Below are 4,536 nucleotides of genomic sequence, written 5' to 3'. Positions count from 1 at the left end.
TAGTGATCTTGTGATTTACCTTCAGAGTTGCTCACAAAGTTCTCGATGTTTTTTGAAACATGATTGTAGTGATCTTGTGATTTACCCTCAGAGTTTTTTACAAAGTTCTCAATGTTTTTTGATGTTTTTGTCATTTTTTTATCTCCTTTTTATGTAAAATTTGGTACAATCTAAATTGTAATATAATTTTTAACATTGTCAATGTTTTAATTTTTTTGAAATATCAGGAAAAGGAGGAACTATGCAGAAAATTCCGAATGATAAAAATGTAATGAAACTCTATTTTATTGGATTTTTCGGTAATAATTTTTTTGATAGAGCAATTTGGATGATTTACTTTACACATTTGGGTTTTTCATTATTACAAATTGCTATACTACAAGCAATTCTAAACGCAACACAATTTTTATCAGAAATTCCAACCGGACTTATTTCTGATAAATATGGTAGGAAAGTCTCTTTAATTGTAGCGAGAATGTTCATTATTTGTTATATGCTAGGATTTATGTTTTTTGATAGTTTTTATTTAATTGCTGTAGCTCAAGTCTTTTACGGAGTAGGTCTAACTTGTATTTCTGGAGCAGATCAATCCCTACTGTATGACACTTTAAAAGATAAGAAACTCGAAAAAAATTACAGTAAAATCATTGGACGTTATTTTGCTATTGTAATTTTAGCGTTAGCTATTTCTATGTCAATAGGAGGGTTTCTCCAGGAATTATCATGGTCTACAGTATACTTGTTTGGTGTAATATGTCAGTCAATTGCATTGTTAATAACTTTAAATTTAAAAGAAAGTAGTAGTTATAATACAAATAAAACTAGAAAGGTTTCGGATTTAATTGGAGAAATTAAATTGTTTTTGAAATTAAATCCAAATTTGAGGCTATATTTAATTGGTATAGGAATCTTTTATGCAATAGGTTCTGTATATTACATGTATAATCAAGTGCTTTTTGATCAAATGGGTATACCTACATACATAATATCTTTATTGTTCGGAATTGATTCAATTGTTGCAGCAGTTGCTTCTATTAACGCATACAAACTAGAGAGTAAATTTACAGCAAGGATTGTTTTCAGTTTTTGTTTGAATGCAACAGTTGTGATGTTTTTGCTTTTATTTACTAAAACTAACTTTTGGGTTCTAATTGGATTTTTTGGTGTGAGTTTAATTTATAATACACTTGAACCTATTGCTAGCAATGTTTTGAATTTAGAAGTTTCATCTGAAAAAAGGAATACAATGCTATCAATGACTAAATTTTTATCCACATTCATAATGTTCTTGTCATTTCCACTAATCGCTTTTTTAACAAAATTTTTAAGTGTTTATTATGTATTGGCAATTACGGGTGCATTTACAATGTTTATATCTAGTCGTCTTATTAGCAAATTTTTTTCCGAATCAAAAATACAACTTAAATTCTTAAAGGAAAAGAAGGTACTGTAATGATAATTTATAATTATTTTAAAGAAATCAAATTTATGTTGCAGCTAACCTTTTTATAGAAGTTTTTAATAGTCCACCCTGGAATGAGAATTGGACCTTAGAATATGCCATTCAAAGAATTGAAACCATCTTTAAAACTCCTAGGTTTAGAGGCATCGTTTGTTTGGAGGATTCTAATTCAGAAATATGGGTTTTTGTATTGGAAATGAAGAGGCTTGGGAGAATAGAAAAGTTTTTTATCTAAATGAACTAACCTTCATTTCAACAGAGTAGCATAGGTATAAAATTAATAAATAGATTAGAGCGAGAGAGTTGAACAACCTCGAGGTCAATCAAATATATTTATCAACAATTAGAAAAAAGGAAGGGTCAAAAGACTTTTTCAGGAAGTTTGATTTATTCATGAGGAAGAGCGTATTAGAATGTAGAAAAAACTTAAGTGAGAAAATTTAAAATTTTGTTATTGCCTTTAATATATAAAATAGGAGGTATATTCATGAGTAATACGATCCCAGTAGAAATATTAGAAGAAAATGATGAACATGTTATAGGGCCTAAAAATGAAGATTTAGGTTTTTAACTAAAAAGGAGCATAGTATAACAAAGGGTTGCTGCGGCAACCTTTTTCTTATTCAACAAACGTGTCAGCATTCTTGTAATAATGAAGATGTGATTTGGTTGCTGGCCAGCTAAAGGGACAAAATTATCAAAACCAGGAGGCCTATCATGAATTATAATTTCAAAATAAAATATCGCTCATATTACTTAATATTATGACTCATCCACCCTTTTTTGTAAGTGAGTAGCTCATGAGTTTTTTTGTTCAGAAGTCCAAATTTATCCTTACTAGATAATGAAACCAAATTAACGGGGTAAAAACTTAATATAACTTACTGTGAAATACTAAGAAAAGAAGAAAACCGGCGTTTTTTCTTTCTTCATTGAGGGAAGTTAGTTCTATAATATGTAAATTTATACGATGAAATGGAACTATATTTAACATATAATAATATTAAACCTAAATTTGAAAGGAGTAATGAAAATAGTCGGCTGGCTTCTTTCCTCTCCCAAAACATTTTCTGGTTTTTTAGAAGCTGATCTCTTATCAGCTTCTTTTTAATTTTTACAAGAGGTAAAAATCGAAAAATGGGTATTTTCTGAAAAAAGTTAAAAACAATCAAAAAAGTATGGAAATAACTATTTAGTGAGTGCATTATAGATACAGTATAATTTTAAAATATATGAGAAAAGTGTTTATTGTTTTTTAAATGAAGTCAATAAAAACTAAAGAGGGGAGAGGGAAAACAACGCATGGCCATCACGATAAAAGATGTGGCACAACTGGCGAATGTTGCTCCTTCAACAGTTTCTCGAGTGATTGCAAATGATCCTCGTATAAGTGAAAAAACAAAGGTACGTGTTAGTAAGGTAATGGAAAAGTTAGGATATCATCCAAACTTGATTGCACGTAGTCTTGCTAAACAATCAACCAGGATCATTGGGTTTGTGCTGCCATGTTCGTCAAATAGCTTTTATCAAAATCCATTTTTTCCGACAATCCTCCAGGGTCTTAGTGAAGGGGCTCAGGAAAAGCATTACTCTCTTTTATTAAGCACGGGGAAAACAAAAGAGGAAATCTACGAAGGAGTCGTGAATATGGTTCAAGGGGGAATGGTGGATGGAATAATCCTTATGTATTCAAGGATGAATGATCACATTCTAACCTATTTACAAGCAAGGGCTTTTCCGTTTGTCATCATTGGGAAACCCTATGATTTTATTGAGGAGATAACGTATGTAGATAACGATAATGTCTTGGCTGCCGAACAGGTAACAGACTACCTTATTCAGTTAGGACATGAAAGAATTGGATTCATTGGAGGGGATATAACCTTTGTGATGACTCTAAATCGTTTATTAGGGTATGAACGTGCATTGAAAAGGGCTGGTATCGTTCCAAGAAGGGAATATACCATACATGAGGATTTTTTATATGAAGGTGGACAAGCAGCTGCAAAAAAAGTACTATCGATTGACGAACCACCAACTGCGTTGGTCATCAGTGATGATCGTATGGCACTTGGCGTCGTGCATTCTCTTCGAGAAGTGGGAGTACAGACTCCTAAGGAAATGTCGATTGTCAGCTTCAATCATGTCCTTTTCTCTGAACAATCATTACCTGCCTTGACTTCTGTAGACATTAATATTTTCGATTTAGGCTATCAGGCCGCAAAAAGTATCTTAGAAAAGTTGCAAACTAGAGATACTTTTGCTGGGTCCATCATTCCCCATCATTTTGTGGAAAGGCATTCATGCAGATCAATCAAACAAGAAGCGATGGCCATGACTTACTAACAAAAATAGCCTTGCATAAAAACCATGCTCTTTTGTTAAAATTGCACGCACGCTAAAACTTTTAAATGTATAGACACCGTAAAAGTACAGAAAAAGATAAAGAAATCAATTTAAATTAATTTGTATCTATATTATCAACTTCTTTTTAATTTAACGCATCAGATATTTGGGAAATTTCAACTATTTTTAAATGGTAAATCATTAGGAAATATGTACATTTATATAACTAAAAAAGGAACCTAATAACAAAAATTTGATAGGATTGATTGGAAGGAGGAATTATTAATGCAGAATACAATTCGTGTATTGTCAGAAAAAGATTTAGAAGAAGTATCAAAGATTTTCACCAATGTTTTTAGCTCTAATCCTTGGAACGAACCATGGAGTTTTCAAACATCTTACAAACGATTGTTAGATATAAGTAAGACTCCTGGCTATATAGGAATAGGTTATTTTAATTCTAATAATCAAATGATTGGCTTTTTAGTCGGAAATGAAGAGCAATGGGCTGATAGCAAGAACTTTTACATAAATGAAATCTGCGTTCTAAATAATATCCAACAAAACGGGGTTGGTTCGAGTTTACTAAAATATTTAGGGAATATCCTTACACAGAGAAAAGTCGATGCCGCATATTTATCAACCGAGAGAGGCAAAGGTAAACCGGAGTTATTTTTTAGAAAAAACGGCTTTGTGACAAACGAGTCTCGAATATTAATGACAATGAA

The 4,536-nt window shown here is 31.5% G+C and carries 3 protein-coding genes; all 3 read left to right on the top strand.

Translation table 11 applies throughout. The features are described from left to right. Positions 1-241: 241 nt before the first annotated feature. The gene (locus ADA55_RS21280; protein ID WP_048687473.1) at positions 242-1,453 is read left to right on the top strand and encodes an MFS transporter; all 1,212 of its coding nucleotides are present in this window, start codon (positions 242-244) and stop codon (positions 1,451-1,453) included. A gap of 1,311 nt (positions 1,454-2,764) precedes the next feature. Beyond that, complete coding sequence (locus tag ADA55_RS21275; protein ID WP_048687472.1) at positions 2,765-3,808, top strand: LacI family DNA-binding transcriptional regulator; 1,044 nt, start codon at positions 2,765-2,767, stop codon at positions 3,806-3,808. 285 nt (positions 3,809-4,093) lie between these two features. After that, positions 4,094-4,536: GNAT family N-acetyltransferase (locus tag ADA55_RS21270; protein ID WP_048687471.1), on the top strand; the 443-nt coding region annotated here is incomplete at its 3' end.

The sequence above is a fragment of the Bacillus sp. 220_BSPC genome (assembly GCF_001054655.1).
GTDB lineage: Bacteria > Bacillota > Bacilli > Bacillales > DSM-1321 > Peribacillus > Peribacillus frigoritolerans.
The sequence above is the reverse complement of the archived record's forward strand: the minus strand, read 5'-3'. Positions and strand labels throughout refer to the sequence as shown.